Source organism: Acetivibrio cellulolyticus CD2, assembly GCF_000179595.2.
Classification (GTDB): Bacteria; Bacillota; Clostridia; order Acetivibrionales; family Acetivibrionaceae; genus Acetivibrio; species Acetivibrio cellulolyticus.
Genome location: NZ_JH556653.1, coordinates 1,689,172 through 1,715,463 on the forward strand (window position 1 = coordinate 1,689,172; position 26,292 = coordinate 1,715,463).

The 26,292-nt window shown below is 35.7% G+C and carries 20 protein-coding genes; 6 read left to right on the top strand and 14 right to left on the bottom strand.

The features are described 5' to 3' along the window. Nucleotides 1-118: 118 nt before the first annotated feature. Together ACECE_RS0209480 and ACECE_RS0209485 are read left to right on the top strand one after the other, a co-directional pair. A complete protein-coding gene (locus ACECE_RS0209480; protein WP_010680972.1) occupies nucleotides 119-2,638 on the top strand; it encodes an SGNH/GDSL hydrolase family protein in 2,520 nt (839 codons plus the stop codon). Nucleotides 2,639-2,954: 316 nt separating this feature from the next. Next, nucleotides 2,955-5,513: a dockerin type I domain-containing protein gene (locus ACECE_RS0209485; RefSeq protein WP_010680973.1), complete on the top strand. Its 2,559-nt coding sequence runs from the start codon at nucleotides 2,955-2,957 to the stop codon at nucleotides 5,511-5,513. A 319-nt stretch (nucleotides 5,514-5,832) separates the two neighbouring features. Here ACECE_RS0209485 and ACECE_RS0209490 read toward each other — a convergent pair whose 3' ends face one another. The 4 genes from ACECE_RS0209490 to ACECE_RS27085 all read right to left on the bottom strand — a co-directional run bounded on the left by ACECE_RS0209490 (nucleotide 5,833) and on the right by ACECE_RS27085 (nucleotide 9,006). Continuing rightward, nucleotides 5,833-6,216 carry a DUF805 domain-containing protein gene (locus ACECE_RS0209490; protein ID WP_010680974.1) on the bottom strand — a complete coding sequence of 128 codons (384 nt, stop codon included), beginning with the start codon at nucleotides 6,214-6,216 and terminating at the stop codon, nucleotides 5,833-5,835. A gap of 213 nt (nucleotides 6,217-6,429) precedes the next feature. After that, nucleotides 6,430-7,191: a YdcF family protein gene (locus ACECE_RS0209495; RefSeq protein WP_162862511.1), complete on the bottom strand. Its 762-nt coding sequence runs from the start codon at nucleotides 7,189-7,191 to the stop codon at nucleotides 6,430-6,432. A gap of 32 nt (nucleotides 7,192-7,223) precedes the next feature. Further along, a complete protein-coding gene (locus tag ACECE_RS27080) occupies nucleotides 7,224-8,459 on the bottom strand; it encodes an LCP family glycopolymer transferase (protein WP_010680976.1) in 1,236 nt (411 codons plus the stop codon). Then, entirely contained in the window at nucleotides 8,443-9,006 is a 564-nt protein-coding gene (locus ACECE_RS27085; protein WP_010680977.1) for an RNA polymerase sigma factor, read from the bottom strand. The genes ACECE_RS27080 and ACECE_RS27085 overlap by 17 nt, the downstream gene beginning before the upstream one ends. A 298-nt stretch (nucleotides 9,007-9,304) precedes the next feature. On the opposite strand from ACECE_RS27085, the gene ACECE_RS0209510 reads away from it, so the two are divergent. Further along, nucleotides 9,305-9,745 carry a hypothetical protein gene (locus ACECE_RS0209510; protein WP_010680978.1) on the top strand — a complete coding sequence of 147 codons (441 nt, stop codon included), beginning with the start codon at nucleotides 9,305-9,307 and terminating at the stop codon, nucleotides 9,743-9,745. A gap of 30 nt (nucleotides 9,746-9,775) precedes the next feature. Here ACECE_RS0209510 and ACECE_RS27090 read toward each other — a convergent pair whose 3' ends face one another. The 5 genes from ACECE_RS27090 to ACECE_RS0209530 form a co-directional block, all read right to left on the bottom strand. Next, entirely contained in the window at nucleotides 9,776-10,759 is a 984-nt protein-coding gene (locus ACECE_RS27090; RefSeq protein WP_328285606.1) for an aldo/keto reductase, read from the bottom strand. Beyond that, a complete protein-coding gene (locus ACECE_RS32580) occupies nucleotides 10,699-10,941 on the bottom strand; it encodes a hypothetical protein (protein WP_456049010.1) in 243 nt (80 codons plus the stop codon). The genes ACECE_RS27090 and ACECE_RS32580 overlap by 61 nt, the downstream gene beginning before the upstream one ends. A gap of 204 nt (nucleotides 10,942-11,145) precedes the next feature. Further along, complete coding sequence (locus tag ACECE_RS0209520) at nucleotides 11,146-12,039, bottom strand: glycyl-radical enzyme activating protein (RefSeq protein ID WP_010680979.1); 894 nt, start codon at nucleotides 12,037-12,039, stop codon at nucleotides 11,146-11,148. 20 nt (nucleotides 12,040-12,059) lie between these two features. Beyond that, the gene (locus tag ACECE_RS0209525; protein ID WP_010680980.1) at nucleotides 12,060-14,537 is read right to left on the bottom strand and encodes a pyruvate formate lyase family protein; all 2,478 of its coding nucleotides are present in this window, start codon (nucleotides 14,535-14,537) and stop codon (nucleotides 12,060-12,062) included. Between the two features lie 18 nt (nucleotides 14,538-14,555). After that, nucleotides 14,556-15,530, bottom strand: coding sequence for a DUF2278 family protein (locus ACECE_RS0209530; protein ID WP_010680981.1), 975 nt, complete (start codon nucleotides 15,528-15,530; stop codon nucleotides 14,556-14,558). A gap of 194 nt (nucleotides 15,531-15,724) precedes the next feature. On the opposite strand from ACECE_RS0209530, the gene recD2 reads away from it, so the two are divergent. Both recD2 and ACECE_RS29260 read left to right on the top strand, forming a co-directional pair. Next, nucleotides 15,725-17,860: an SF1B family DNA helicase RecD2 gene (recD2, locus tag ACECE_RS0209535; RefSeq protein ID WP_010680982.1), complete on the top strand. Its 2,136-nt coding sequence runs from the start codon at nucleotides 15,725-15,727 to the stop codon at nucleotides 17,858-17,860. A gap of 83 nt (nucleotides 17,861-17,943) precedes the next feature. Then, nucleotides 17,944-18,489: a VanZ family protein gene (locus ACECE_RS29260; RefSeq protein ID WP_010680983.1), complete on the top strand. Its 546-nt coding sequence runs from the start codon at nucleotides 17,944-17,946 to the stop codon at nucleotides 18,487-18,489. Between the two features lie 212 nt (nucleotides 18,490-18,701). Here ACECE_RS29260 and ACECE_RS29265 read toward each other — a convergent pair whose 3' ends face one another. From ACECE_RS29265 to ACECE_RS0209565, 5 genes are all read right to left on the bottom strand, one after another. After that, nucleotides 18,702-21,614, bottom strand: a complete 2,913-nt coding sequence (locus ACECE_RS29265) for a hypothetical protein (RefSeq protein ID WP_010680984.1) — start codon at nucleotides 21,612-21,614, stop codon at nucleotides 18,702-18,704. A gap of 332 nt (nucleotides 21,615-21,946) precedes the next feature. Beyond that, entirely contained in the window at nucleotides 21,947-23,020 is a 1,074-nt protein-coding gene (locus tag ACECE_RS0209550) for a copper amine oxidase N-terminal domain-containing protein (RefSeq protein WP_010680985.1), read from the bottom strand. A gap of 220 nt (nucleotides 23,021-23,240) precedes the next feature. Then, the gene (locus ACECE_RS0209555; RefSeq protein WP_010680986.1) at nucleotides 23,241-23,894 is read right to left on the bottom strand and encodes a UBA domain-containing protein; all 654 of its coding nucleotides are present in this window, start codon (nucleotides 23,892-23,894) and stop codon (nucleotides 23,241-23,243) included. A 36-nt stretch (nucleotides 23,895-23,930) separates the two neighbouring features. Next, on the bottom strand, nucleotides 23,931-24,182 hold the full coding sequence (locus ACECE_RS0209560) for a hypothetical protein (RefSeq protein ID WP_010680987.1): 252 nt from the start codon (nucleotides 24,180-24,182) through the stop codon (nucleotides 23,931-23,933). Nucleotides 24,183-24,212: 30 nt separating this feature from the next. Then, entirely contained in the window at nucleotides 24,213-25,610 is a 1,398-nt protein-coding gene (locus ACECE_RS0209565) for a hypothetical protein (protein ID WP_010680988.1), read from the bottom strand. 221 nt (nucleotides 25,611-25,831) lie between these two features. Here ACECE_RS0209565 and ACECE_RS0209570 point away from each other — a divergent pair, with 221 nt between their 5' ends. After that, nucleotides 25,832-26,023 carry a hypothetical protein gene (locus ACECE_RS0209570; protein WP_010680989.1) on the top strand — a complete coding sequence of 64 codons (192 nt, stop codon included), beginning with the start codon at nucleotides 25,832-25,834 and terminating at the stop codon, nucleotides 26,021-26,023. The last annotated feature ends 269 nt before the right edge of the window (nucleotides 26,024-26,292 follow it).

Below are 26,292 nucleotides of genomic sequence, written 5' to 3' on the forward strand. Positions count from 1 at the left end.
TTTGAAAAATTTCTACTAAACTTACAAATTTGTATCCCATAAAAAAATATTTAAACCGTATATATTAAATGATAAACTAAATATATACATAAATTATTAAGGGGAGGGGTTATCAATAATGTTAAATATAAAAAACATGTCCAAAGCACTGGCTGCAATCTTTATTTTTACACTTATACTGAGCAGCACTGCAAAAGTAAATGTTACGGCAGCAGCAACCAGCTACAAATTTGACTTTGGCGGAGATTCTGTAGCATCCGGTTTTACAGGTGTTAGTGCATCTACTGCTTACAGTAAAACTCTAGGATACGGTTTTAATACACCTGAAAACATGAAAAACGTCACAGCATCCGGAAGTGGTGAATTAAGCGATGCCGTTCAATTCATTACATATGGGGTAAAAAGTACTAATACATTTAATGTTGATCTTTCCAATGGGCTGTACGAAGTTAAAGTTGCATTGGGAAACACATCAAGATCAAGTGTTGCAGCAGAAGGCGTATTTCAGATTATAAATATGACAGGAAATAACGCTGTAGATAAATTTCAAATTCCTATTACTGATGGGCAGTTAAACATACTTGTAACTGAAGGTAAAGCTGGTACAGCATTTACACTTAGTGCTCTTGAAATAACAAAAATTTCTGACAATCCTGTTCCAAACAGAACACTATGGATTGGAGGAGACTCTACAGTATGTAATTACTATCCATTAGATACAAGCACACAAGCCGGATGGGGACAGTTAATGCCAAAGTATGTTGATACAACCGCATTTCAAGTAAGGAATATGGCTGCAAGCGGTCAGTGTGCGAGAGGTTTTCGTGACGATGGACAATTTGAAGCAATAATGAAATATATCAAACCTGGAGATATATTCATTCTGGAGTTTGGTATCAATGACACCAATGAAAAAAACAATACAACTGAAGCTCAATTTAAAGAAATAATGGCTGATATGGTTACGCAGGTTAAAGCCAAAGGCGCTACTATGGTTTTGCTTGCTCCTCAAGGAAGAGCAACTGATTTTAGCGGAGGTATACATTCTGCTGTAAACAGATGGTATAGGAACACTACTATTGCAGTAGCAAAAGAACAGGGCGTTAGGCTGTGTGATTTGAATGTATTAAGTTCCAGTTATTTTACATCTATTGGAAGCGATGCAACTCTGGCGCTTTTTATGCCCAGTGATACTTTACATCCTAACCGTGCAGGCGCTACAGAACTTGCGAGACTTGTTTATAATGATCTGAAAGATCTTTTCACTCCCACAGTAATAACACCTACATTTACATCAACACCAACACCAACCTCAACTCCCCCAAGCATTATCTATGGTGACGTTAACGGGAACGGCAATGTGGATTCCATAGATTTTGCACTCGTTAGGAAGTATATTTTGGGCATGGATACCCCTGTTTCTATCTCAAATGGAGATGTCAATGGAGACGGAAGTATAAATTCAATAGATTTTGCTCTTATAAGACAATTTATCCTTGGAATTATATCAAAGTTTCCAATAAGTACTTCAACTCCCGATTCCGGAACTTACGAGGCTGAACAAGCAACTATAACCAATGGCGTGCTTGAAACAACAAATACAGGTTATAGCGGAAGCGGATATGTGAACTATAATAATGAAGTAGGCTCATATGTTGAATGGAATGTCAACGCTCCTACATCAGGTTCATATAAACTGGTTTTCAGATATTCAAACGGAACTACTGTTAGCAGGCCAATGTCTATAGCTGTTAACGGCAATATCGTAAAAAGCAGTATGGATTTTGGTACAACTACAAACTGGACTACCTGGTCTGAAACATATATAGTTGCGAGTCTTAACCAGGGTCAAAACTTTATCAGAGCAACAGGAACCACTGCTAATGGCGGACCGAATGTGGATTATTTAAAAATATATCAAACCTCCGAACCTGTTTCGACTGACTCAGCAACTCCAACACCTGCTGCATCAGCTCCTCCTACTTCTGAAGGTATACCCACAGTATATTTAGCAGGTGATTCCACTGTCCAGTCTTATAACTCATCGTACTATCCACAAGCAGGCTGGGGGCAAATGATATACAATTATTTCACTCCCGATGTTTATTTTGTCAATAAGGCTATTGCTGGAAGAAGTTCTAAAAGTTTTGTAGTTGATGGAAGGTTGGATGAAATACTCAATGTAATTAAAAAAGACGACTATTTATTTATTCAATTCGGTCATAACGATGCAACTATTAGCAACCCGGAACGCTACGCTGCTCCATATACTACATATAAAGAATATCTTGCAAAGTATATTGACGGCGCACGTGAAAAAGGTGCTATACCAATATTAATTACGCCTGTTGCACGTCTTAATTATAATAACGGTACGTATAAAAATGATTTTCCTGATTATTGCACTGCTATGAAGCAGGTCGCCGACGAAAAGAATTGCGCAATCATAGACCTAATGACAAAGAGTTTGGATTACTATGCAACTCTCGATTATAATACCGTATACAAGTTTTATATGGTATCTTCAAACGGAACAGATTATACTCATTTTACAGAAACGGGAGCTAAAGAAATAGCAGAAATAGTTTCTCAAAGTGTTAAAGAATTGAATGTACCTATATCAAAATACGTTAAGTAATTAATGTATCATCTTAATTACCTCATTACAGCATTCAACCTAATTACTATTTATAAATTAAGTATCAAATATAGGAATTATTTCATTAAGAATTACCGAGTACAAAAAAATAAATTAAAAACCAGATAATTAAATAAAGACAGAATTATGACCAAGGTAACGTTTTTCCAGAAATTACTATTACTTTGGTCATCTTTTAACTTACTTCTCTTTGTTGTAAAATTTGATTGTATATCTAGGAAATATTGTCGACACTTGAAAATTTTTATTTTATACAAAGTATACATAACAAATTTATAATTAGGAGGAGTAAGTAATGCAAAACAAAACAACTAAAAACAGTGTACTAAAAAAATTGGCACCAATTGTTTTATCAACCGTTTTGGTTTCCCAACTTTTTACTGGATTTGTTTCAGGAGAGTCACCCGATAATTTCGTAGACAACAGTCAGCTTCCGGCATTTCCACCAATTCGAGATCAGGGTGATTTACCTACTTGTGAAGCATTCTCTGGGGTATATTATCAAATGACTCATATGGTAGCCCTTCAAAAAGGATGGGATACCAAAAACGATCCCACCGATACGAAAAAATTCTCACCCAAGTTTAATTCTACTATCGTTAATAAAACATCCACACTCAGAGGTAAAGCTCCTTATCCTTCATTAAAAACCTTCGGAGCCATGACGTGGAATGATCTCCCATACTCTGGTAATGCTAAGGATCCCAAAAGCTATCTTGAATGTCCCACAGAATTAGACAAATGGAAAAATGCAATGAATTACAGAATAGACAAAACAGGATATGTAGACTTCAGTGACGGAACAGATACACCCATTTCAGGTCCCGATGATCCTGATCTCTTATCAATTAAGAAATTATTGAGGGAAGGTCAAGTTCTTACATTTGGCACTTATATCGATCAATGGCAGTATAACCCTGCTTATATATATACAAAAGATTCTCTAATGGCTAAAATGATGGCTGATAAGGACATTACACCGATTTCTGCGGGTGATCTAATAAAGGATGATCCGAATACAATAGCTGATAATATTGATGATATAAATACTCCAGAGAATGAAATTGTTGTCGGAAAAAAATACTGTTATATGCAAAATGGAACTGATAGTTTATCATATCATGAAATGACCGTAGTAGGTTATTCTGATGATGTCTGGTGTGATATTAACATGAATAACAAAGTAGAAATTCAGGAAAAAGGGGCTTTTAAAATCGCCAACTCCTGGGGCCCCGAATGGGCTGATGAAGGCTTTATATATCTTTCATACGATGCATTGAATAAAGTTTCATCGGTTCCTGATATAAGCCAGTCTAAGTCTTTTACAAGTAAAGCTAGAGTAGGTGCTATAGATGATAATCAATTCAAATGGATAAGTGTTCGTGAAAATTATTCTCCCAAGTTAACAGCAGAGTTTACAGTAAACCATAATTGTGTAGAACAGCTGTATATAGAAATGGGATATTCAAACTCCAATGATTCTAAACCTTCTATGTATTTGGAGCAAAGTATCACCCCAGGAGGAAATTGTTCATTCGACGGTACAGACAATCCGAATTGCGATGCATCTATTGCTCTTGACCTAACAGACTGTCAAAAACTAAGCAATCCTGCTTTGAAATGGTATCTGCAAATAACCGATACAATGGCAGATGGTAAGAAGTGTGTTCTAAAAAGCTTCAGAATCATCGATAACAGAACTGGAGCTGTAATGACCTCTGCAGAAAACTTTCCGCTTGAAATAGATGGAAGCACAGTAACAATTCCAATACAGATACAGAAAAATGCTGATCCTTTTTCAAGCTGGAATCTTATGCCCTCTCAAACAGGTGGAAGGCTAAATGCTGCATATGCGACCCATGATGGTACCTTATATGCATTTGGCGGTATTACCTATGTTGAGAATGAAGGACGAGTATGCGAAAGCAAGGAAATATCTTCCTTCAAGGATGGAGTATGGACAACTAAAACCTTAATGGGCAAACAACTTTCTAACAAAAAAGCACATACCATAAATAATAAGATTTATGTTACAGATAATACTAGTGAAGGATTATGCATATATGAATACACACCTTCAGATAATTTGTGGCAGTTAAAAACCACTAGTAATATTAATAGATTTGTAGATTCTGCTGTTGTTAATGGAAAGCTTTATATTTTCGATATGGGCGAAGGATTATTTGAATACAATAGCGAAACGAATATACTGAACAAGGTATCCGAGTTTCCATTCGAAACTTCAAATTTCAAAGTAGCTGCTGCAAACAATAAAATTTACATTTTCGGTGGAACTTTTTCTAGAGTGTCCAACAATTATGATTATTCTAACTATGTATGGGAATATGACCCTCAGAATAATACTTGGCTGCAAAAGAAGGATATGCAGTATACCAAATTTGATTTTCAGGCAATTTCTTTAAATAATAAAATATATTTGTTTGTCCAGGATAAATATTATTCAAATTCTGAAAAAAAAGGTATCTGTGATTCAATCATAGAAGAGTATAACCCTGATAAAGATACATGGACTATAAAAGATAATATTCTACCGTTTAAAAATTATTCCTTTAATATTGTAAAAACTGATGATAAAATCCTATTTATAAGTAATTACGATACATTTAATCCACAAAGTCCAAAACTATATGCAACCTATGATCCTAATGTGCTCTTTAAGAAAGAAGATATCAATGGAGACGGGGATCTAAATATGTCGGATCTTATGATTATTGCTGTCAGCTTCAATACCATTGTCGGTGATCCAAAATACAACTCACGTTGTGATTTGAATAGTGACGGTCAAATCAATATGCAAGATGTCATGTTATTTAATATTGCATTAAACCAATAGTGTATATTTTATAGACCTATTGCAAAAAAATGCTGTGGCTGTTAAAAGATTATACATATAATTATTATTTAAGGCGGAATTTCTATTCCGCCTTAAATATCTTTTCTTTCAATTTCTTCAGAAATAATTATTAGTGACAGCGTTCTACATACACTTCCTGATCGAAGTAATAATAATTACCTATAAAAATTTGAACGCTATCCAATATTGATGTTTGCCCTTTGTAATTTGGGCATCAAAAAAGCCAGAACTGTTAATTCTGGCAATTAGCAAAATTTATATCCCTTTGTGAAAATCAGAAAGAATGGTGATAACCGACTTAAAAACTAATATCAACTATTTCAGTTTCCTTCGGATCAGGACCATATGAGTTCCTACCTCTAGTACCTTCCGTGCAAAGTAGAACTAATAACCATATTGAACCAATAAACGGTACAAAACTTATAAAATACCACCATCCTGACTTATCAATATCATGAAGTCTTCGAACTAAAACTGCAATTGAAGGAATCATCACTCCTAACGCATATATAAAATATAAACCAATAAACAAAATAACTTTCGTATCATTAATAAACGCAAAAGGAATAAGTAATACAAACGCTATAATACAGTTAAACAAATAAAACATCCAATATTCCTTGCGTCTAGCCCTCCCACTAAAATCAGCATACTGCTTTAAAACTTTCAAATACCATTCCAAATTAGTGCCCCCCTAACAATAATATTCTCATATACTATTAATTCATGAATGCATTTATGGATCGTTATTTCCAAGAATTGATTCATAAATAACTGACTAATTGTATCATTTTTCATCAATTTTTTCAATCCATTTCCATTCCAACACTCACGGATATAGTCATATAAAACAATATTGTTTTGTCTAATACAATGAACTTTTCCCACCTTCTATCTATTTATCAAAAACCCAGGATTTTATTACTGCAAAAAATTCTCTAAGATAGTTATTGGGTATTGTGTATAGAGGTGTTATGCATGGCATCCCATATGCTTTAAATCCAAACCTTTCTGCCAGCATTTTAGCTCTAAATAAATGGAATCTATTTGTTACAATCAGCACATTATTACTTTTTTCGTCAGGTAAGTTTTCAATCAAGGCCTTAGTATTCTTTATATTCTCTAATGTATTTGTAGACTGTTCTTCCATTATTATATTCTTCTGATTTACACCGTTGCTTACCAGATATTCTTTCATTGCAAATGCCTCAGAGACCTCCTCATCAAATCCCTGTCCCCCGGAAACAATAATCTTTACGAAAGGATTTTTGGATACATAGTCTATACATTTATCCAGCCTTAACCGAAGTGGCCCTGAAGGTTTATCCCTGCTATCCAGACCTGCTCCAAGTACAACTACATAGTCAACAGAAGTGTTTGACTCGTCCACACCACCCAAAACAATTATACTTTCGATCAGTATAAAAAATATAATACAAAACACTGTTAAACAAGCTGCTATTCTTCGCAGGATGTCATGCTTTATTATTCTGAATGCAGGCTTCTTAAGTTTTATTACTGCGTATACTACAAAAGCTAGTCCTGTAATACCTGGCAGCAAAACCTCCAGATTGAATATTTTAGGTACTATTGCACTTACAAACAGTGAATCGATTATACCTAAAACACCTGCCAAAAGTAATAGTTTATATCTCATTTTTGACTGTTTCACCACTATCACCTCCAACTTTAGTCATCATCTGTAATACTTAAGGTGTCTATGGTGTAACTATCTGAAGCTAAATCTTTCAGGTACTGTATATAAAATTCCAAACTGTTTTTTATATCAAAGCTGTGCTCCATATTTTTATCAAGGATATTAAATAATTGAGGTAGTTTATCGATATTGGAAGCTGTTACTTTCTGCTTTATGAATGCCTTTATAAAAGCTGCCTGATTGTTGTCTCTTTCACTATTATAAGATGACCCGTACCTAGGGTAACGTAGACTATACCTTACAAAACATTCAGCATTTTTCCCGTCTAAGTGCTGCATACCTTTTTTCAGGTGAATTGAAAGGCCTTTGGCCGGGTCATCGTAGTTCATACCATAAGGTATATCAATATCAACACCTCCAAAAAGGTCTACAATCTGGCTTAGTCCATCAAATTCAAGTTTAACATATTGATCAACAGTTATACCGAACCTCTCTTTAATCACATCTGAAAGAAAGCTTACCGAACCTGATTGGAACTTTCCTTTATACCCTATTTGCGAAGCAATTTTATGTGCACTGCTTATCGTAGTGTCTTCTGAGATATCCAAACCTCTATCAATTGACAGTTTGTTTTCTACGTAAGAACTGTAATCAATATTAACATCTCTCGATATCATTATAATTTTTAAATTTTTACTCTTTTCATCGATACTTAGTACACCAATTGTATCGTATACCCCAGGCTTATCCTCTCCAATAATCATAACATTCGTACTGTCTCTACTGACAACACCGTTTGCAGAAAGCTTTCCTTCTGTAAGACGAGGCTTTTCAACACCGGATATACCATGAGTCTGTGCATTTTCTACGCCCTTATGATTCAAAATTGAGTCCGCTTTGTTCGAAATATTTGAAATTATAGCCTGATTATTCAGGATAAGCGCTAGCATTATAACTGCTACTGCTACTTTTACCAATGTAGGTTTACTTGGAATTACTTTATTAAAAAGTGAAAGCACACGGTATTTTACAGTATTTTTACTATACATTCCAAAAGGAATGCTATCCATTAATTTAGCCTTTGAAAAGCTTGTATTTTCCATGCTTTCTTCCTTTTTAATAAAATCCATTACAGATTTATCTCTTGATATAATCCCCCTGCATCTTTCGCATGAGTCAAGATGCTCTTCAAATTTCTTCATTTCCTCAAGGCTTAAGGAATTATCATTATATAAAAATATAAATTCCATGTCATATATGCATTTCATTAATACCACCCCCATAATACTTTATAGAATAATCTTTGCATAACCGCTCTCTTGCTCTGAAAATCTTCATTTTTACTGCGTCTGCAGACATATTGAATATAAGTCCAATTTCCTTAAATGAAAATTCCTGATAGTATCGAAGAATCATCATGGTTTTTAAGTCCTGGTCCATAGAAGCAAGAATTGACCTGACAAGCTCCTTATTTTGTATGGAATCAATACACCCATCCTGAAAATCATTATTTTCTGTAAATATTTCAATGTTCAGCTCAGTGGCTTTTATTACTTTTCTTTTCCTAATGTCTTTTAAAGTATTTACAGCAATCTTATATATCCAGGTATTAAAAGCCCAGTTGCTATTATATTTATAAAGGCTTTTATATACTTTTATAAAAACTTCCTGGATGATATCCTCGGCATCCTCTCTTGTAATAAATAACTTCATACAAAAAGTCATAAGCTTTGGATAGTATTTATCTATAAGGAATGAAAAGCTTTCTTCATTTCCTGCCAATATGTCTTTAATAATTTCTTCGTCAGTTTTCATTCTCAGTTATCACCTTCCTGGAAGTTTGGTTTATGTACATAAACTCACGCGCTTTTTACGTATATAATATACGATAATTAATCTATATCGTAACGCAATTGGACAAATTTTTTATAAGATCATCAAAAATTTTTTCGGTATACCGAAAAAATTCAGTGCTTGAAATTTACGGTAAATTTTCGGTGACCATGCTTCAGTCAATGTGATATATTTACACATAAGAAAATAATTTGTTGTTACAATGCATTAATATTCACATGTAATAATGCACAGAAATAATATTGTTGGAGTGATTTTTATGATTAATATACAAAGAGTACTCATCGTTTTTATCTCTTCTTTAATCATTGTTATATTTACATCCTGTTCTAAAAACGAGATTACTGTAAGCAGCAGTAATTCTGAAATAAAAGATGGTATAGAGTCTTTTATAAATAAGGGAAACACAAGAGGAATAAAGATAGAATTAAAGAACAAACGAAATATCGACAATGTAAAGATTGTCTCATTTTGCGCCTCTAATCAAAAATACGGATATGCTGTTTTGGAAAAAAGGAGCCAAGATGTGTATCTAATACGCTCTGCATGCTTTCTTACAGATGTACTAAATACAGCAATTATCAAGACCACCACTGGTAAATACCATTTAGCTGTTAGCAGCAACTGTAACATTGACTTCAAGACTATTAGGCCAAAACCATATAACAAAAGCCATTTATTTGAGGGGTTAAGGCCCTGAGCACTGTAAGATTTCCTATTACAATACATTTTACACTTTCATAAACAGTTTCACTATAACCCTTAAAGGTTTATAGATAAAGCCTTCCATAGCCTTCGAAACCTTTGAAAGTTCATCTCTTATTTTTATATTTTGAGGACAATGTGTTTCACATTTCCCACACTTTGAGCATAGTGAAGCATTATTGGTCTGTGTCTTCAAACTTGTATGCGATATATAATTTACACGTGCCTTCATTTTGCCTTCAATCTCCCGATCATTATAACAGGAAAAGCAAGTAGGAATGTCTACACCCTTCGGACATGGCATACAATAGCTGCAGCCTGTACATGGAATTTTTATTTTTTCAATTAATATATTCCGTACCTTTTCAAACAATTTAAAATCTTCTTCAGCAAAGGAATTAGCTTCAGCCTGCGATGCAACCCTTATATTTTCGTCTACCATCTCCATAGAGTTCATTCCTGATAATACCAATGTTACTTCCGGGTGATTCCATATCCAGCGTAATGCCCATTCAGCTGGCGAACGCTTAACATGCGCCTTTTCGAATGCATTATAAACTTCTTTTGGAAGGTTTGTCACCAACTTGCCACCTCGTAAAGGTTCCATAATCATGACAGGCAAACCTTTAGCAGAAGCGTATTGCAGCCCACTTTTTCCCGCTTGATTGTTTTCATCCAAATAATTGTACTGAATCATACAAAAATCCCAGTCATACGCATCAACTATTTTTTTGAATTCATCCTTGCCTCCATGGTACGAAAAACCGGCATTAACAATCTGGCCCTTTTGTTTCTTTTCTTCTATCCATTTCTGAACACCGAGATTTACAAGCCTGTTCCATATGTTAAGATCGGTCAACATATGCATAAAATAATAATCTATATGATCTGTCTGCAGCCGCTCTAACTGCACATTAAAAATCTTATCGAAGTCCTCATATTTTTTTATCAAATAGGGTGGCATTTTTGTTGAAATTTTAACACGATCACGATAGCCTTTTGCAAGCACACTTCCCAATGTAGCCTCACTGTTTGGATATATATATATGCAGTATCAAAGTAATTAACACCATTCTCTATAGCATGAATAATCTGCTTTTCTACTTCCTCTTTAGATTTTGCAAAGCGCATACAACCAAACCCAAGTATGGATAGTTTATCATTATTTTTTTGATTTATCCTGTAATTCATATAGTTAATCATCCTCTCAGCTATTAAGTGAATCCATATATTATTCCATACTAAAATACATTTTTCCTTCGATTCCCAAAAACAAGCATTACTTCCGTTAGTCACCAAATACAATCTGTTATAATTATACCGCTGCAAAATGCAAAAGTATACAACTAGGATAAGATTTGTATAGATTACCTATACTATATTAAGAATATAAATCTACACAAGCAATTTTATATTAATACCTTTAAGCTTTAGGATATTTACTATATTCTTTAATATGTCTTCTGACGGTAATTTGAACTTTTGTTCATCAAAGTCCTTCCCCATTGCTTTATAATAGTGTCCGGTATGAGGATTATAAGGAAGCAGCTCTATTGTGTTCAAAGAATGTGAGAGCATTATTTCGTATATTCTTTGTATATTATAAATATCATCTGTAAACCCTTCAATTATCGGCGTCCTTATAATTATTTTATCCGGCACCAAACTTGCAAGAAAGTTCAAGTTTTGCTCTATGTTGTTAAAGTCTGCACCCGTCATAGCACAGCATTTTTCAGCGTCTGTCTGTTTTAAGCCAAAAAGCCAGCAATCAACATACTCAAGCAGTTCCTCAAAACACTTAATATTTACTGCGCCTGATGTTTCTATAGCGGTATGAGCTCCCATCCCTTTACACAGTTTAAGAAGTTCTTTAGCTTCAAGGTACTGCAGCATTGGCTCTCCGCCTGACAAAGTAATACCACCAATATTCCTTAGCAGTATGAGCTCAGCCTTTATCTCTTTAAAAATTTCTTCAGGAGTGCCCTCACGCAAATTATATGCTAAAGCTCCATGACTACAATTAAGCACACATTTACCGCATCTTACACAATTAGTTTCATTAAAATAGTGATTCTCGCCGTTTACTATAAAGCATCCCGCTTTGCAAACAGCCCTGCACTTTCCACAGCCTGTACAGTATTCTCTGAAAAAGAGCACAGGAGCGCCTATTGACTGTGAATGGGGAGAATGACACCATGTACAGCATAACGGACAGCCCTGCAAAAAAAGAACAACCCTTCTACCAGGGCCGTCTTTAGTTGAACACCATGAAATATCAAAATATCTCATATTAATAATTCCTCATAATATTATTTTGTAATCCTGCTCAAATAAGTCAACTGCTGTTCTCTGGGTATTGTAACAAACGGCGCATTAAAGCCGCCAACTCTTACCGCAATATGTGCATATGGATGTAATGCTTCCGCAGATTTTTCTCCGCTTCTCACTGCTTCACATACATTGAAGGCTTTATCCAATTCAGCAGCATCTGCAAAGGTTATAGTCATAATACTTCCGTTTTCACCAATGAATTCTCTTATAATATTTTCATAGTATGCTTCATCAGTCCCGTCATCAGTATCATCAAGGCAGAAGTCAATGGCTGCACCTGCCGGAAATCTACCAAGCTCCAGGTCTCTTAATGAAGCAATAGCATTTCCCACTCCATTTCTCATAGTTCCGGTTACTGGTGATAGGTTTGCTGCAACAGGCTCACCTCTGCCTCTGCCATCAGCCGAGGCTCCTGCACTTTTACCCATAAGTGTATACTGGCCAAATGTACCGCAGCCCAGATTGAATATCATATTAAATCTTTTGCCGTATTTTTCATGCATCGATAAACCTTCATAATGGCAGATAGTGCGATTGCTGCAAATTTTTTCAAAATCCTTTTGTGGAATTGCTATAAAGGTTTCGTCACAAAGTCTCTTTGCATTAATTCCTGCATTATATAAATAGTCCAATAACTCCTTCATCATTTCATCAGCTTCCTTGCTGTTGTTTCCAAATTTATTATTATCACTCCAGAAAGTATTTTTCATTTCTTCATAGCCGTTGAAATTATTTTTTAGAGCATCGACTACCTGTGTAAGGGTAAATCTTCTTTCCTCAAATACATATTTCTTTATATTTGCAAGAGCATTCGCACAGTTTGGCATCGCCACGGCAAGAAGCCCTGAAATATGATATTCAGTGCCACCCCAGGTCTTATCCATTCCTGCTTCAAGGCAACCTCCAAGAAGAGAAGATAAGAACGGAGTGGGATTGACAGAGCCCTCTACACTGTAAAAAGAATAGGCCTGAATAGCTGTCTTGTCGACAAAAAACTGGATGTTACTCTTTACATTTTCCATTAGCTCATTAAAATTCTTTATCTCCTCAGCACTTTGGGTTATATGGCTGATTTTTACACCTCTTAAAAGGCTTGGATCTGTAGTAAAGGTACAGCCTGCATTCAAACTACACTCAAGTATTGTTAGAAAGTTTACCATTCCAAAAACCCAATCACATTTGGCATTTAATATTGGTTCCCAACACCCATCAACCCCATAATCACGGCAGTCTTTTAACGGTATTCCGTTTTTTCTTAGACCTTCTACTATTATGTCATCGTTGAACACCGCCGGCATACCGTTTCTGCCATTCCTTAGAGACCTTACAGTTTCCTTTATTATTTCAGGAGAACTATCTTTATTTAATCTTATATTTATAATTGGAGTAGGAAGCCCTAAATTGCCGGATGCGCGCAATATTAAAAACGTACTTAAATTTGAAGCGTCTTTTCCTTCTTTGGTAAGACCTCCTAACACGATATTCTGGAGAAAATTATTTGCAGAAGCTATCTGATCCAAGAATACAGGACTATCCCCAAACACTCCTCCAAAGGAAGAGTGGTCCTGTTTCAAGAAGTATGCAGGGTTTGTGTTTATTCTTTCAGCACATTTTATGAGCAGACACTCGTAAAGCTCCAGAGCTTTATCTTCAGTAATAATTCCTTTTCTCAGGTCTTTCTTAAGGTACGGATCAAGGGTCTGGTCGAGTCTTCCCAATGAGATATAATCTAAAGTGCTGTGCAAAGCCAGATGTATAAAATACACACTCTGTATAGCTTCATGGAAGGTTTCTGCGGGGTTTGCAGGCACCTTTCTGCATATTCTCGCAATTTCCTTTAATTCCATTTGCCTTGAAACATCTTTTTCCTTACCAGCATATTCATCTGCCAGATCTGCAAAGGCCTCCGCATATTTTATAACTGCATTGCAGCATATGATAACAGAATTGTAAAACTCAATTTTTCTACCTTTTCTGTATTCTCTAATTGTACTGCAGATTGAAGTTTCATTTATTTTATCAGTGCAAAACCGGATCAGCCAATTGAGACCTTTCGTAAGCACTTTTTTATGATCAGGTATATTATGTCCGAATGTGGATTGCATATCACGGTTGGCAGCAGAAATAAGCCTTTTTTCTTCTTCCGTGAGATACTGGGGGTAAACCTTTCCAAAACCCACAGAGCCCATGGGAATATTGCCAACGATAAGTTCACCCTCTTTTATGAGATAGGTATTTGTCGTTTTTGAGTTTTCTTTTGAAACCATTGCCTCAAGCATTAGCTTGAAACTTAATGCACGCCTTTCAATTATGGAACGGTTTTCGTTTCGAACAGGAGGAAACATACTATCTTCAAACCATTCAGCAGATCTATCCGAAAAAGCCCTATTCAATAATTCTTTTAAAAGTTTCTGAACACGTAATGTAGAACCTCGCCCTGTCATATCAGATTCCATTATATAATCTCCCCAAACTTAGAATTTAAAAGTCCGTCCATTACCAGAATATTCAGCAGCTGTATATTTGACACCATTAATTTTTATTCCGGAGCTGTCAAGAATTGATATTATTCCGCCTGAATCTGGCAGATCAAAATTAGTATTTGATACAGGGATAGTCATAAAGTTACCTGTGCCAATGGTCCCGCTCAATGAAAGCCTATTCTTGTTTATATCCGCAAGAGCCCATCCTGAAAGGTCAATTTCATCCGGAGTAGTATTGAGAATACTTATACTTTGAGTACCGGCAATAGGATTAAGCAATGCTGCAACGATAATAACCGTGTTTTCTTCCGGACATCTAACATCCTCAATAGGATGGCCTGTTTTATCATCTGTATGGAAGCTTTGAGACTGAAATGCAAGAAATATAGCTACCCACCTGTCCTCTGCCGGAAAATGTATAAACATTCCCCCGTCCTGCCATACACCATTATCATTCATCCATCTTCCAGCGTTCCCCTGGTTCATATGTATATCGTGGATTCCGCCTCCTGGTTTGAAACCAAAGTACTGATCGCGTTTACTTTCCGGTCCCCAGCTCTGCCCAAAAGCATATATTGCAGCATCTTTAGTTCCAACAGCATTATCTACATATTTTTGAATAGTATATAATAATTCATTATCAGAGCCTGCTATGTGATGGGCTATCTTCATATCATGGTAATCAAAAAGATTCCCTCTGATATAGTCCAGTCCACCTCCCTGAGGCGTGTTTTGCAATAGCGTAAAACCATTATCGAGCCCCGGCAGCTTGTTTGTAATTGGGTGTTTGAAACTGTCAAAAATGATATACCTCAGTTCTGGCGGAACTGTCTGGGATCTTGCATTAACAGCTATTCTATAGTGTTTTTCTTCATCCACCGTATGAATTTCCAGATGAGCAGAATCTCTTGCAACCATAGTGGAAATAGGTTGGGACTTCAATACTCCATAACCTTTTAATGGCATACTTGTATCCTCCTTTACTCACATTCATTGGACAGCTTGTTCTAAGCCATTTGTATTTAGTTTATTTATACACTATGTGGCTGGTATGGATTTTAGACCGTTATTTAGGTTAGAATGTGTATCAGTGGCTAAAATCAATAGTGTACTATGTAAGGCCTGATATGGTATAATTCTCCAAGGAGGCTACTGAATTTATGGAATACTTGAGCGGAATTGTTGAGCGAATTACATACACAAATGAGGACAACGGCTTCAGTGTCGTAAAGATCAAATCTAAAGGATTTGCCGATCTTGTTACTGTTGTCGGAAACCTTGCCGCTGTGAATATTGGTGCCACAATCCGGTTAAAAGGTGATTGGAAGTATGACAGCAAATTTGGCAAGCAGTTTAACGTAGTTGATTATCGAGAGACTGTACCGGCTACCATTGCAGGTATTGAAAAGTACCTTGGCAGCGGGTTGATAAAAGGTATTGGTCCGGTTTATGCGAGAAGGATTGTGAAACACTTTAAAGAAGATACTCTTAGGGTCATTGAGGAGGAAGCGGACTACCTTATCAATGTTGAAGGTATAGGTCAAAAAAGAGTTGATATGATTAAGAAAGCATGGCAGGAGCAGAAGGAGATCAAAAATGTTATGCTTTTTCTGCAGAGTAATGGAGTTTCAACTGCTTATGCAGTGAAAATATATAAGACTTACGGCAATGAGAGTATTAACATTGTAAAAACTAATCCTTACAGACTTGCTGATGATATCTGGGGTATAGGTTTTAAGACTGCGGATAAAATCGCCCAGCAATTAGGCTTTGACAAACATTCCTTTGAGCGCTGCCGTTCGGGGATTGTCTATGTCTTAAACGAACTTTCCAATGAAGGCCATTGTTTTTCTACCCGTGAGCAGCTTCTTGAAACAACGGAAAAGATGCTGGAATTGGAAGGAACTCTTATTGATGCAACTATTGACAGAATGATTGAAGAGAAAACAATAATTCCTGACGAAGGAAATGCCATATATCTTCCAGCTTTCTACCATAGCGAAGTCGGAATAGCAAGGCGGATAAAAGAGATTCTTGCATTAGAGAGCATATATAAGTCTTCCAATACAGATGAGATTGTTGAAAACATCCAAAGAGAGTATCAGATTCAATATGATGAGGTGCAGGTTGAGGCTGTCAAAACTGCTGCAAGATCAAAGTTCATGGTATTGACAGGAGGCCCGGGAACTGGTAAAACTACCACTACCCTTGCCATTATAAAGATATTTCAGAAGCTTGATGCCGGAGTTTTACTGGCAGCTCCAACGGGAAGAGCAGCTAAAAGAATGTCGGAAGCCACAGGAATGGAGGCAAAGACTATTCATAGACTTCTTGAGTATTCGCCCATGGACGGGTATAAGAAGAATGCAGAAACGCCTCTGGAATGTGACGTTCTAATTATTGATGAGACTTCAATGGTAGACACCATTCTTATGTATAACCTATTAAAGGCTGTTTCCAATGAGACGGTTGTTGTACTGGTGGGCGATGTAGACCAGCTTCCTTCAGTTGGTGCGGGCAATGTGCTCAAAGATATTATTGATTCCGATACTGTTGATGTTGTCAAGCTTACACGAATATTCAGACAGGCTCAGGGAAGTGCTATTATAACAAATGCTCACCGAATTAATAAAGGAGAATCTCCGGGCCTTAAGTGTGGCAGCAAAAGTGATTTCTTCTTTGTAGAAGAGGAAGATCCACAAAAGGTGGTTGAAACTATAAAGGAGCTGTGTTCCAAAAGACTACCGAATTATTATAAAGTTGATCCGGTTAATGACATTCAAGTTCTTTGCCCTATGCAGCGTGGAGAAGCAGGGGCGTTCAATCTGAATATGGTATTGCAGGAGACCTTAAACCCTGGCGATGTGTCTATAAAATATGGAGGAACTGTCTACCGGCTCAAGGATAAAGTTATGCAGATAAAGAATAACTATGACAAAAATGTTTTTAACGGAGATATCGGAACAATCAGCAAAATTGACACTGAAGATAAGACTCTGATTATAAGTTTTGACGGCGTTGATGTAGAATATGATGCTACGGAGCTTGATGAGGTGGTGCTGGCCTATGCAACGACAGTGCATAAAAGCCAGGGAAGTGAATATAAAATTGTAGTTGCACCCTTTACTATGCAGCACTACATGATGCTCCAGAGAAATCTGCTGTATACCTGCGTGACCAGGGCAAAAAAGATATTGGTACTGGTAGGTTCAAAAAAAGCTATAGGTATTGCTGTATCCAATAACAAAACTCAGAAGCGGAATACTATGCTGGTTGGTAGATTGAAAAACGGATAATCAAGCACTTCGCAATACGTGACTTGGATTAAGCACGTTAGTCTTTAAAGAAAAAAGCTTGATTAAGAAAGAGGGATCTACGGATGATTATAATGGATTATCAAATACAACTATCTACTTTATTAAAAATCATCCCCATGGTAATTGTTGGATTCATTGTTTATTTTATCATTAAGACTCTAATTCAAAGAAGATTTAAAATTAAAGTATTAATTACTATATTCGAATACTGTTTTATTTTAAGTATAATTACAATTTTAAAAATTACTGGTATTATTTCGGGAAACTTTGGTGCTACTTCAATATTTGCTGGTAATGTTAATTTTAGCTTTAGTTTATTTGAAGAAGGACTCTCAAGAGCAACAGTACTAAACCTGATATTATTTATTCCTTTTGGTTTTTTGGCTGCATTAGCTGTAAAAAAACTTAGAGAAAAATGGTTTTATGGAATATTGATAGGGTTGATTTTTTCAATTGTTATCGAATTCTTGCAATCATTTACTGGTAGATATGTACAGATAGATGATGTCATGATGAATACTATTGGTTCATTTATTGGTTATGGAATATCGTGTTTTATATTAGTTTTGGTAGATAAAACTAATATAAAACATGGTAAAAAGGATTAATGAAAAACACATCTATATTTTAAATAAATTTTTATTTAAGAAACTTCATGAATACCTTCTCTCGCGGGATTCGTAATTTTTTACGACCATTATTGCATCCTTAAAAGTGAAAGAGGAAACTGAAAAGCAGACCCAATTAAGAAGTCCGCTTTTCAACTAAATGTCCAAATACTTCAGCTATTTCTTAATACTTTATGTAAGAAACACATAACTTAGTAGATAGTCCAACCCCTTGCCCGCAATGTTGCTTTATTTGCATCACTTGCTGCGGTTCCGGCATTATTTCCATAGATTATACCGTTCTGAACTTCTGATGCAACTGCATCTGCAAAAATTCTGTCCATCTCAGCAGAGCTCAATTGAGTGCCCATCAAGTGATATTCATCAATCCTTGAGGTGCTTGTATCACCAATTGAAGTTAATGAACTTTCCAAGTATGCATATACAATATTTAACTCCGGACAGTTCTGCAGGCCGCTTATTGATACGATATGGCCATTTCCGGCATTACCGGCCCCAAACCTAGTTAACGCAGAGCCATTGGATATAGTCAGGTAATTCTGATGAGTTCCATCTCCTAATCCACTCTTGGTAACCGACGTACCAGAAACGGCATCAGTAGTAGTACCATCAGCCCAATGCCATACCGCTGTTGCCGGCACGATAAAATCACAACGCATTGTTGTTGAATCACCTGTTGTTGTAAAATCAATTCTTGCTTCTCCTGTTTCTGGAGTGGAAGACGGCAACATAGTCCAACCTGTTGCAACTACTGTCCATCCTTTGCCAGATAAACTTAAAGCTGATGCATATCCTGCCTGTGAAGGTTGTTGATTTCCACCCTGGCTGATATCTACATATAATTCTGCCCAACTGGGAACGTTGTCCCTGCTCCTTCCAAGGTTATCTAAAGCAGCAAGAATTTCATCAGCCTCACTTGAACTTAGCTGATTGTTTCGAAGGTTCAAGTTGTTAATTTGCGAACATCCTGTCAAATCAACACTTTCAAGAAGGTTGTAAGAAAAGTCTACCGTTGCCACACTGCTGGAGAGTTGGAGGGCTCCCTGCAAGTTTAGGCTCGTATAGTGGTTACCAGCCGCTAAGAATCCAACATCTCTATCTTTACTACTTGATGGAATTCTAATACTGCCGGCCTGATTGTCATTCCATATAAATAGTTCAGCAATATTCGGGAACTGACTCATATCCTCAAATAAGTACTGATTCGTATATTGCGGATTATCACGGACGCATATATGCCATATATTTTCCCCAACTGAACCGAAATTAATTGTGGGATTCTGATTTACAGCTCCGCGCAAATCCTCCAGTTTTGGAGACTGAGATAAATCAAGCGTCAACAGGTTACAATCCTCAAAGCAGGCACGCTTCAATTCAGGTGTATTAGTTAAGTTCACCGACCGCAAACTTTGAGACAAAAAGCATTCGATAGTATCAAGCTGAGTAAAGTTGCTGAAATCTAATGAAGTAAGTTGATTGTAAGAGGAACACCACTGCCTCAAGTACGGTGCTACTACACTTAAGTTATAAACTGAAGACACATGCTGATCAGGTACAAATTCAATTGAAGATGCTCCCCCATCTCCTGCATCATATCCTATATTTATATGAGTAACAGCACTCCATGGTGTAACCACAAGGTTAGCAGCCCTTGTTCCGGCTGAGCCATAATCCTTTACAGGCGAATTTGATGAGCTGGTAGTACCGTCTGCAAAAGTCCATGTGATCTGTGCATTTCCTGTAACTTGTATAACCGGTGCGAATGAACTACCTTCGGTAATAAAGGTAATTGTTCCTTCAGCTGTTGGAAACACTGTTGGTACAGGTGTAACTGTTGGTGTTGGTGCAGGTATTTGAGGAGTCCATGCAGGAATACTCAAAGTCCATCCTCTTGCCTGCAAGGTTGTTTTATCTGCATCGCTTGCAGAGGTTCCGGAAGTGTCTGCCCATAATATTCCTCCCTGTACTTCTGATTCGACTGCAGCAGCAAATACTCCGTCCAACTCTGTTGCTGTAATACTGGTGTTCATAAGGTGGTATTCTCTGATTACTGTGGTGCTTGTATCACCGATTGAAGTCAAGTTGTTTTCCTGATATGCATATAGTATTGCCATATTAGGACAGTTCTGCAGACCACTTATCGACACGAGATGACCATATCCTGTATTACCAGCGCCAAATCTAGTTAATGCAGAGCCATTGGATACCGTTAGATAATTCTGATGCACACCATTTCCCAATCCACTCTTTTCAACTGATGCCCCGGAAACGGCTGCTGTAGTAGTTCCATCCGCCCAGTGCCATACCGCTGTTGCTGCTCCATCAAAATCACAACGCATGTTTGTTGAATCACCAGTGGTAGAGAAGTTTATCCTTACTTCGTTAGTTGATGTAGGTATTGTAGATGTAACTGTTGGTGTTGGTGCAGGTGTTTGAGGAGTCCATGCAGGAATACTCAAAGTCCATCCTCTTGCCTGCAAGGTTGTTTTATCTGCATCGCTTGCAGAGGTTCCGGAAGTGTCTGCCCATAATATTCCTCCCTGTACTTCTGATTCGACTGCATCGGCAAAGATCCCGTCTAATTCAGCTGCAGAAATACTGGTGTTCATAAGGTGGTATTCTCTGATTGCCGCAGAGCTTGTATTACCGATTGAAGTTAAGGAATTTTCCTGATATGCATACAGTATCGCCATATTAGGACAGTTCTGCAAACCGCTTACCAATACGAGATGACCATATCCTGCATTAGCGGCACCAAATCTCGTTAATGCTGATCCATTGGATATAGTTAGGTAATTTAGGTGTGCTCCAGTTCCCAATCCAATCTTTGAAACTGCTACACCTGAAACAGCTGTTGTAGTAGTTCCATCCGCCCAGTGCCATACTGCTGTTGCTGCTCCATCAAAATCACAACGCATGTTTGTTGAATTGCCCGTCGTAGCAAAATCGATTCTCACCTCTCCTGTCGTTTGAGTATCATATTCAGCCAATGGGCCTTCATCGCATGCCAGTGCATTCTGGATAAAAATCGCAAACAACATGGCAAATGCCAAAACTACATAAATCATTTTGTTTGAGAATTGCCCCATCCCTTTTGTTTTCATAAGTCCGCCTCCTCATAAAATAATAAATTTGTAAGGTGGTATTCAGGAATTATCTGCCATTTCCCAAATATCATATATACTATTCGAAGGGTGCAAAAATTATGGAAGGGTACTGGAAAAGATTTTTATTTTCTATGCTTTCCTTGCTCTTTAATATATACTTCATGCAATTAGAATCACTTTTGAACTATCATCAATTGCTTCTTTATTATAGCAAACTCTATTACTCTATTTGCTGTCAGGTTATTTTATTTCACTATGTTCGAAAGAACCTAAAAAGGCATCGGTGTTGCTACACCGATGCCTTTTTTTGTATTCATGTTACAAAAGCATTAATTATCACTATTATTGATAATAGTTTCAATTTCCATCACTTCAGTAAGAAATTCAATCGGAACAAAAGTTAACCCGTTTTTAATTTCCGGTTCATTTTCCAATATACATCTCATCTTCTGTTTTCCACATTCCTTGCTTCCTATATGTAAAGTAAAAGATTTGGCACCCTTTAAAATATCAACTCTTTTGCCCTCACTTGTCCATTGAACACTATAATCTAACGCTTCAGAAATTGCTCTTAAAGGCAACATACATACACCATTCTTATTTTCATAAAAAACTTTATTTGCTCCTTTGACTGATATCTCCTTGCCATTAACGAAGATGACTCCTGCCTGTTTAGACAGTAAGACTTTATCAACTTGAGAAACTTCAGAACTTGTAACATCCTCGTCTTCTATTGGCTCGCCAAACTTAAAGCCTTTTAGTAGAACCACACTGTCCGCTGTCATATGAGCTGGAATGCTCATTGTCATTATCTCAGACCAAACAAGAATATAATCTTCCTTTTCTATACTGTCCATAGTAACTATCTGCTTTGTTCTGTATGGCAATAAAACTGTGTCTTTTGTAATACCCACCATATATTCATTATCAGTATCAGTAATTGTCATGCTGCCATCCTGGTTTTTTGCTATCTCCTCAACTTTTAAAAGTTTCGCAGGTGCTTTTTCTTGAATATTGGTCAATATAACATATGCAGATGATTGTGGTGGTAAACTGAATGTGCTTATAGGAGATGCGTATACAGTAATTTTATCTCCCTTTTTTATGGATGTTATATTTTGTGCTACAGCCAACTCATTATCAATAACAACGGTATCTTCAGATATATTGAATCTCCTATCTGAGTTTTGTCCATCTTCTGTAATTACAATTGCAGATAAATTAGCATCTTCAGTCAATACCTCACTTACATTTCCTGAATACGAAACCGTAGTTGGCAGCTTTTCTGCTTCCGCGACAGGGTTATCCATTATTGGTACAATATCGTCAGTCGCAAAAGCGGAAGACCAACACAGTATTACAGCCGACATTACGGCAATGGAAATTAGTTTTTTAAAACACATGATTTTTACCTCCAAAACTTTTTTTAATAGAACTTACATAAAACTTTTTTGCCAAGATACATATAAATATCCAAAAATCTTGCAATCACTATAAATACAAACCATTTATGTGGATATTTATCTACAAGGTTCAAAATTTTAAGTAATATCCTTTATAATTATTAGACAAAATATTTACATAAAAGGTTTCATTCAAATTTGCATAAAAACATAATTTCTGCTATATTCCCATCTTTTCATGAAAAATAATATCTATGTTGTTCAGAATATAACTTTTTAACTTATTATAGAACTCAGCATCATTATTCCAAAACCTTTCATCTAGGCTGTCAATTTTTTCTGAATCTTCTTCTCGATAAGCTTCAATGTATTCATCGAAAATATCAAGTACCACAGTACAGTTTATTTCTATTAATGCATTCCTTATTTCTTCATCAAATACTCCAATTATGTTATCTAACTCACCTGGAGCACAAGCAGAATAAAAATCATATAGTATATCAAACAGTTTGCTTACATCTGTATTATTTCCCATAGGGCAAAACTCAAATAAATCATACACTGAGGACGTTTTGTTGATTTTTTCTATGAAATCTTCAATCTTTGGAGCATTTACCAATTCCCATTCTTTAGAGTCTTTAAGGTATTTTATATTCTCTATTGCTCTATTAATATCGCCATTAAACTTTTGATAGTTCTCAAATGCAACATCATCATTTATTTCAGTTGCTTTAATGATTTCACTGATTTTTAAGCTTTTAAGATATTTAAATGCTTTTTCTATATCCCACTCTGAGACTTCAAGTGCTAGTTTACATTCACTAATTGTAGCTATAATTCTTTTCCTTAGTTCATTGACTTTATTTGAATCCATGGCTTTTAATTACCTACCAGTTTTTTATAGTCCTGCTTAAGACACTCCCCTCATTGGAATAACACTTATAAGTTCAATATCATCTAAATTAACTGTTTTATTTTCTTTCTCATCCTTAATTGAATTCAATTTTATAACAAATCTAATATCTATATCAGATATGTATTCTACTCCAACAAATAAATATAAATCACGCTTTATTTTAAAAAAACAAGCACGATCATTTGAAGGAACAAAATTCTTTAAGTATTCTCTTATTTTGTTTTTATCAAGTATATTTGACCTCATAATTTAAACCCTCTTAATATACTTATTTACTCAAGCGCCCAAACCAAACGTAATGACATGTAAAGCCTCTCCATTATTCATTTCATAGAAATTAAGACTAAAGCCCTCATAGTATTCACTCTTTGTAACTACTTCCATTTTCCCATCTCCATTAGCATCTACTATGAAAGGCACTGTATTGTATAAAACAGGTTCATTCTCATTAGTTTCTTTATAATAATTCTCGGTTATCACAAAAGACTTATCCTTTCCGCCAACATTCTCTTGTAGTATTATAAATGAATAGGTATTTTCTTCAGCAAATTTATTTTTTGAGTAATCAATATTTGTTGCATTTATTAAAACTTCCTCTGTACCATTTCCATCAAGATCAACACTTATTGCTTGCTTAATGACAGCAGGTACACTACCTAATCCCCTATCTGTCAAAACATCATTAACAGCACTTTCATATTGCTCTGTATTTTCTTTTTGAATTGTTGGTATCCTAGGTAATGCATTCCAATCCCCGCATATTCCAATAGCTTCTAATCCGTTTTCCAATGTAGGAGTATATCCTACTGAAAACCATTCTCCTGGTCCATTTTCTTCAACAACTTTCTGCCCCTCAAATTCACCAATTTCTTTATCGATAGAGTAAAACTTATATTTTTCCCCGCCTACTATTCGCTGACAAAATTCTCTTTTATCAGTTTCGGAGTTACCTGACAATTGCTCAAAAAGATCTGCTGATATCCATTTATTATCTTGAATACCTCCAACAAGAGCTGCACACGTATTCATAGGATAAATAATTGGAACAAAACTCTTTTCAACATTGTCTTTCTGGTTTTTAGACTCATTTACATAGCCTGTTCCATCCCAGACCAACCTTTTTCCATTTATAACAAAGTCAGCCCAGTCACGTATTTTACTATAAACAATTCCAATTTCACTTTGTTTTTCTATGTTGCTTGTATCAACAAATATACCTGTCAAAGGAATATATCTTTCAACTTTTTCATTATTAATTATGTAGACCCCTAAAGCAGCATTTGCTTGCGATGAACTATAATATCTGTTTGATAATATGGCAATTACTTCTCTTACACCATCATTGTTAATATCCTCAGAAGCTATACCAATATTCACAACTTTATCATTTCCCATCTTTCCATCTTCAATATCTCTAATTTCATCTTTATGATGTTCTTTTACAAATTGCCTTTCCTTCTTGAAATTTTCAAAGGAGAATGACAACCATTTAGTTTCTGAATTTTTATCCCCACTTGAATCCTGATTTTGATTAGATGGGCTTTCGCTTATCAATTCTCTTTTATCTGTAGGAGTTTGGCTATATTGTTGATCAGGGTTATTTGTAATTTGTTTATCACAACCTACTAAAATAATAAATGCATATAAAATAGTCATAAATATAAGCTTTTTCATAATTTATCCCCCAAATAGTGTTCGTGTAAATTAATATATACATTTTTATACTGAACTTGCTACAATCGACATCACAATTATATTACAAACCACTTTTTAGTGCTATTATATTTTGTAAGAAACACATCCACAATCTCAGAAAACTAGAATTTCATGAGCTTGATTTATTCTAAAATTTGAATTATAATTAGCAAATATTAACACAAACAGGAGGGATTTACATGAATAAGTTTAGTAAAAGAATTATACTTGCTTTAATAATTACTATGTCATTTTCTCTATCTTTGACTTACTTAAACGCACCAGAAAGCCAAAGAAAGAAATTATTATCCCACATCAAATCAGGCAAACCGGGAAAGGTTGTAGAAATTTGCTTAGGACAGGCTGTAAATTGCACTCAGGTACGTTTATAAAATCACTCTATATTTTCTATTGAAGGAGTTAGAATTAATGCCAGGAATCTATTATTTCTCTTCAAAGCATATAAAGTAAATCAAAATAATTCTATGGGAACTATGGAATGACTTAGAAACAATGGAATTTATATTTCACATATTCCTAAGTCATTCCAAACCTTAACAAGTTTCTTAACACTCACTTAAATAGATAGACACTATTTATACCTATATTTTTTACAACATTGGAACTAGATGAAGCATTTGCAGCCTGTCTAAATCATAAT

Coding starts and splice junctions, on each gene's coding strand:
- ACECE_RS0209480 (WP_010680972.1), top strand. CDS start 119: ATGTTAAATATAAAAAACATGTCCAAAGCACTGGCTGCAATCTTTATT.
- ACECE_RS0209485 (WP_010680973.1), top strand. CDS start 2,955: ATGCAAAACAAAACAACTAAAAACAGTGTACTAAAAAAATTGGCACCA.
- ACECE_RS0209495 (WP_162862511.1), bottom strand. CDS start 7,191: ATGAGATATAAACTATTACTTTTGGCAGGTGTTTTAGGTATAATCGAT.
- ACECE_RS27080 (WP_010680976.1), bottom strand. CDS start 8,459: ATGAAATGCATATATGACATGGAATTTATATTTTTATATAATGATAAT.
- ACECE_RS27085 (WP_010680977.1), bottom strand. CDS start 9,006: ATGAAAACTGACGAAGAAATTATTAAAGACATATTGGCAGGAAATGAA.
- ACECE_RS0209510 (WP_010680978.1), top strand. CDS start 9,305: ATGATTAATATACAAAGAGTACTCATCGTTTTTATCTCTTCTTTAATC.
- ACECE_RS32580 (WP_456049010.1), bottom strand. CDS start 10,941: ATGAATTACAGGATAAATCAAAAAAATAATGATAAACTATCCATACTT.
- ACECE_RS0209520 (WP_010680979.1), bottom strand. CDS start 12,039: ATGAGATATTTTGATATTTCATGGTGTTCAACTAAAGACGGCCCTGGT.
- ACECE_RS0209525 (WP_010680980.1), bottom strand. CDS start 14,537: ATGGAATCTGATATGACAGGGCGAGGTTCTACATTACGTGTTCAGAAA.
- ACECE_RS0209530 (WP_010680981.1), bottom strand. CDS start 15,530: ATGCCATTAAAAGGTTATGGAGTATTGAAGTCCCAACCTATTTCCACT.
- recD2 (WP_010680982.1), top strand. CDS start 15,725: ATGGAATACTTGAGCGGAATTGTTGAGCGAATTACATACACAAATGAG.
- ACECE_RS29260 (WP_010680983.1), top strand. CDS start 17,944: ATGATTATAATGGATTATCAAATACAACTATCTACTTTATTAAAAATC.
- ACECE_RS29265 (WP_010680984.1), bottom strand. CDS start 21,614: ATGAAAACAAAAGGGATGGGGCAATTCTCAAACAAAATGATTTATGTA.
- ACECE_RS0209550 (WP_010680985.1), bottom strand. CDS start 23,020: ATGTGTTTTAAAAAACTAATTTCCATTGCCGTAATGTCGGCTGTAATA.
- ACECE_RS0209555 (WP_010680986.1), bottom strand. CDS start 23,894: ATGGATTCAAATAAAGTCAATGAACTAAGGAAAAGAATTATAGCTACA.
- ACECE_RS0209560 (WP_010680987.1), bottom strand. CDS start 24,182: ATGAGGTCAAATATACTTGATAAAAACAAAATAAGAGAATACTTAAAG.
- ACECE_RS0209565 (WP_010680988.1), bottom strand. CDS start 25,610: ATGAAAAAGCTTATATTTATGACTATTTTATATGCATTTATTATTTTA.
- ACECE_RS0209570 (WP_010680989.1), top strand. CDS start 25,832: ATGAATAAGTTTAGTAAAAGAATTATACTTGCTTTAATAATTACTATG.